This window comes from Microcystis sp. M53598_WE2 (assembly GCF_030067735.1).
Classification (GTDB): Bacteria; Cyanobacteriota; Cyanobacteriia; order Cyanobacteriales; family Microcystaceae; genus Microcystis; species Microcystis aeruginosa.
This window is the reverse complement of the sequence record NZ_JASJFE010001052.1, coordinates 1-4,958: the sequence shown is the minus strand read 5'-3', so window position 1 is coordinate 4,958 and position 4,958 is coordinate 1. Positions and strand designations below refer to the sequence as shown.

At 43.2% G+C, this 4,958-nt stretch carries 3 protein-coding genes; all 3 read right to left on the bottom strand.

The window, feature by feature from the left end; genetic code table 11:
• Positions 1 to 58: 58 nt before the first annotated feature.
• Complete coding sequence (locus tag PX636_RS21505) at positions 59 to 1,708, bottom strand: alpha/beta hydrolase (RefSeq protein ID WP_288118798.1); 1,650 nt, start codon at positions 1,706 to 1,708, stop codon at positions 59 to 61.
• A gap of 291 nt (positions 1,709 to 1,999) precedes the next feature.
• Positions 2,000 to 3,658: a Ppx/GppA phosphatase family protein gene (locus PX636_RS21500; protein WP_288118796.1), complete on the bottom strand. Its 1,659-nt coding sequence runs from the start codon at positions 3,656 to 3,658 to the stop codon at positions 2,000 to 2,002.
• Positions 3,659 to 3,841: 183 nt separating this feature from the next.
• Positions 3,842 to 4,958: pentapeptide repeat-containing protein (locus PX636_RS21495; RefSeq protein ID WP_288118793.1), on the bottom strand; the 1,117-nt coding region annotated here is incomplete at its 5' end.

The window sequence follows — 4,958 nt, the reverse complement described above, 5'->3', positions numbered from 1 at the left end:
TTCTTCCTTAAACAGTAAACAGTAAACAGTAAACAGTGAACTGATAACTGATAACTGATTAACGGACATTTTGAGCGGTAAAATCTTCGATGAGTTGTTCTAAAGCGGCCGAGGAGGCGCGGGTAATCAGAAAACATCTAAACTCTTGGCCTTGACTGAGATATTGGGAATAGGCCGCCTGTAAAAAAGGTTTATAGCCGGGGTTTTTGCGAATATACACCTCAAAAAAGGCCAAAGATAGGGAATGGGCGTAACTATCGATCACATAGGGTGCGGGCAGGGTAAGATCGGCTACGGATTCGATCGCTTCGTTAATTCCCGCATCTAGTACCGAAAAATCGACGTGAGCTTGACCTTCAATCAGAGCTAAATATTTATTTTCGGTGTTGAGCAGGGGAAAAGAGCGCACCTGTTCAAAAATAGCGGGGGTAGCGGGATCGTAGGTTCCTGCCGCTACAAAAGTGGGAATTTCGATCTTAGCTAGTCCTTTAGCCCCGAAAATACTCCAATTAAACGGATTAACCGCAAAAATCGCTTTGATTCTCGGATCGCGAAAGTTGTATTCTTCTCGGGGTAAATCCAAAGCACGACACTGGAGCAAGAGGGAGACATTGAGAAAAGCTAATCTTCTTTGGCAGTCCCGTTGTAAATTCTCGAAATCGATCGTCGCTCCACCCACGGCTAAGGCTGTATAACCGCCGAAGGAATGTCCACCAACTCCCACATTATCTACATCTAATTGCCCCTGAAATTCCCTTGCGTTGCGTCTTTGCAATTCATCGATCACAAAAGATATGTCCAATGGACGATTGACAAATTCGTTGCTATCAAAAACCATCCGCGATAAACCGGCGAGCAGATTCTGCACCTGTAGGGTATCACTGCCGGGGTGTTGGGGCATGGCGACGAGATAACCGTAACTAGCCAAGTGTTCCGCTTGTCGGACAAAATCTTCAGGACGAGAAGCTAAACCGTGGGAAAAGACAATAACGGGGGTTTTCTGGGTTAATTGCCCCTTGGGTTTGACAATGATCAGATAAAGTTCCCTCTGACGACGGCTATCGGTTAAATCCAGCCGCATTTGTTCTACTTGTCGCGGTCCCGGTTGTCGGGGGTCGGTCATGGCGGTAAAATTAATTTCACTGGCCTTTTTAGCTTCTTCTAAGGATAATTGCGCCACCTTTTCCGTGAATACTGTGGTCGCTTTCAGGACGATATTGATCGCCCGGGCTAATCTTTGCACTTTTGTCACATCAATCTGCATATTAGTGGGCAGATTACGCAGCAGGCTAAGAATAGTTACCCCTTCCGGTTCAAAAGCTGATTTAACTAGGGCAGAACGCAGGGCAAATTTACCATTAATACCCCCTTGAATGGTGATCAGTTCCCCTAAAAGATTGAGAATATCTTCCCCCATTCTGGTGTTAAAAAAGCGCGAGATCAGGACGGGATTAATTTCTTTACTTGTGGTTAAAGCTTGGCGAAATTCTCTTTGTTGTTCGGGTGTGGTATTACCTAAATATTGTCTTAGATTAGCGTCAATTCTGCCAGTCTCGACAAACTTTTCTAGGGAACTAATTTCTAGGGTACGACTAAAGGGCGGTAAGATAAAAGTGATTCTCTCGGCCGAGAGGACAGGAAAGCTAGTCAGTATCGTTCCCAAGCAACCAAGAGCGATCAAGCGACCAATTTTAGCTAATTGCAACAAGTTTTTCGGCTCCTTTTCTTTCTGCGATCCTATTCCCTCTGGATTATAACAGTAACCTTTCAGTTTTTAACCGTTTTCTTGCTTGACTATCAACAAAAATTATCAATTTGCCACGGTCGATAATCTTGACCTAGAATAAGTACCTAGGCAAAATTAATTACACATATCTCACTACCTCTTGCATGAGTGCATGAGTGCCTATCCTAACCAAGAAATTAATTTTCCACGACTACTTAATAGGCAACAAGTCTCGAAAATTTCCATCTTGCCGATTTCAAGCTACCTAACCGATCACCGGTCATGATTTAAGGGTAAAAATGCCAAAGTTGCCACTACTTTCACCCCAAATTCTTCCTCAAAAACAGGTTTTTTATAGTCTAAACTCCACAATTCTAAAGCACAATCATCTTCAGCATTATTGGGAAAAAGATGCAGATGTAGGGTTCTATATTCAGGATCATACTTACATTCAATCTTTTTAATCGCTCCTATTTGTCGCCGATCTAAAGCTACAGCCAAGCGCAGTATAGCACTTAAATGTCTGACCATATACTGATAGTATTCAGTTAATTTCATAAAATCATCGTGCCTTTTCTTCGGCTTACTTTTGCGATGATAACGAGCGATATTAGCGATCACTTCTAACTCTATTTCCGTATAGCCCAACAGTTCACCATTACGAATTAAATAATAGGAATGTTTATGATGGGCAGCATGACTAACATATAAACCACTATTATGCAGTATAGCCGCCGCCCATAATAAATCTTTAGCCTCCTGATTCCAAGAATGTAATTGTGCTTGGGTTTGCTCGAACAAAGACAGGGAAAATGCCGCTATTCTCTCAGCAGATTCTAAATTAACTTGATACTTTTTCGCTATTTTCAAGACACTGCGCTGACGGATTTCACTCTGATAAAGTAACCGATTATCAATTAACCCGTGCGTCAGCATCCAATCGACGATTACCCCTTCTCGCAAGGCCCTTTCACAGAGAACTAACTTATCAACATCTAACATGGTCATCGCTTCCAAAAGCACGATCGAACCGGCTAGAATTATCTCAGCCCGTTTATCGGACATCCCCAGAATTGCCAGTCTTTGGTGATAGTCCAAAGCGGCGAAACGTTTGACTAATTCTTTGACATCTTTGCGGGTTAATTGATAGCCATTTAAAGGATTGGGAATTTCCCCCAATTTCTCCAAAGCATGGATAGTCATCAAAGTTTCGATCGTCCCAGAAGTTCCCACTAAACGCGGCACTTCTCCCAGCTGTAAATGATGTTTAATTTCCTCTACTGCCCGCTCTAACATTCCGCGGGTGTATGCTCTTAAATAGGCTAATTCTGTGGGAGTAATGGGATCGGTGGTGATCAAATCTTGGGTCAAACGCACCGCGCCGATTTTGGTACTACTAAGAAAGCGAATTTCTTGACTATCAGCTAAGATTAATTCTGTGGAACCACCACCGATATCAATAATAATATGGGCTTGATTTTGGAAATCCATTCCCGAGACGACACCGAGATAAATCCGGCGCGCTTCCTCCTGTCCGGAGATGAGATTTACAGAAATACCGACTTCTTTCTCGATTAAAGCCAAAAATTCGTCGCCATTGGCCGCTTCCCGGGTGGCACTGGTGGCAACGGCGATAATTTGATCCCCATGGAGACTAATAGCCAGATCGTGACAGCGTTTTAAAGCGGCGATCGCTCTTTCCATGGCCGCTAGGGTTAATTTACCGGTTTTCCTATCTCGATCGCCGAGACGGACTGTATCCTTTTCTCTGGCAATAATCGTAAAAGCAGGTAAAGACGGTTCAATTTTCACTACTACCATGTGAACCGAATTCGTACCAATATCGATCGCCGCTAGGATTTGGACATCGGAGGCTTTTGCCTGGGGCGCTAGTCCCCGATTGGGTATAACTTGATTAGAAATATTCACCATCGCTTATCAGTGATCAGTTACCAGTCGGGGGATAGGGGTTAGGGAAAAGGGCAAATAACCTTATTTGGCATCGGGAGGGATGTAACTCCGCCGCCTCTGACACCCGCTCGATCGGGGTTGGTCTTATTATCCCTCTAATTGCCCGCCTCGGCGCCGCAATTTTAGCTTTGTATAGCAGTTATCTTATTCTTCAATATACAATTTTCGCTGCTCCAGGGCCAATTGCCGGAATTCCCCCTCCCCAAATTCTCCCTCCCTGGGACGGCGCTCTCGATCGCACTCGACTAAATAGATATAATCACAATCAACCCCTTCTAAATTGGTATTTTCGGCGATTTTCCAAGCTTCGATACAAGCACCCGTCAAGGTGGCTCCCTGTAAATTGGCTCTCATCACGTTACTATGGGCTAAATTTGCCCCTTCTAGATTAGCGTAGGCTAAATTTGCCTCGCTGAAATTTGCCCTAGTCAGGTGGGCATTTTTGAAGTTAAACCCGTAAAGATTCAGTCCGCGAAAATTATAGCCAATATAAGCTTTATTTTCCCCTTGACCAGTAACCAGAAGATTTCTCATCGCAACTTCGTCCAGAATTGTCTTTTCCCAGCGCGCTCGCTCGATGCCCGATACCAGATAAAATCGAGTTCTAGTTAAATCTTTTGCCCTTAAATCAGTGGCTTTTAACTGCGCTCCCGTGAAATCGGCTTCTTGCAGATTTGCCCCGCAAAAATTTGTACCTTTACTGGCTAAAAAAGCAATTGCCATGAATTTAGTGATCGTTTCTCTCGATTCTTCCAGGGATAACCAGGCTAGATAAGCGGTGAATAAAGTAACACAAACCCCAACAATCAAAGCTATAGAAAAAATTACATTTATCACGCCTATCCCTGCTAATGCTCCTTGAAAAGCTAGTATAATTACTATCAATAAAGTTAAAATTAAGCTGATAAAAATTGCTAGGATAAAACTTATTTTTTGGCCAGAAATCAAGGATAAAACTAAGGGCAATCCCCCAACTCGTTGACGATAAAATATTCCGTAAATTAGAGATAAAAACGTGATTATTACCGCACCAATGATTTTAAATTCGGTTACATCTGTCACCAGCATTAAAGCTAGATAATAACCGGCTAATCCCCACAGACAGCCGCAGATAGCCGCTATTAACCAAGAAATTAAAATTAATTGTAGCCGACCGCGCTTTAGTAATCCTGCCCTAGCCTCAGTAAATTTAGTTCCCTCTAAAATAGCCCCTTGAAAATTAGTGCCACGCAGATCCGCTTTACTAAAATTAGCCCCCGAT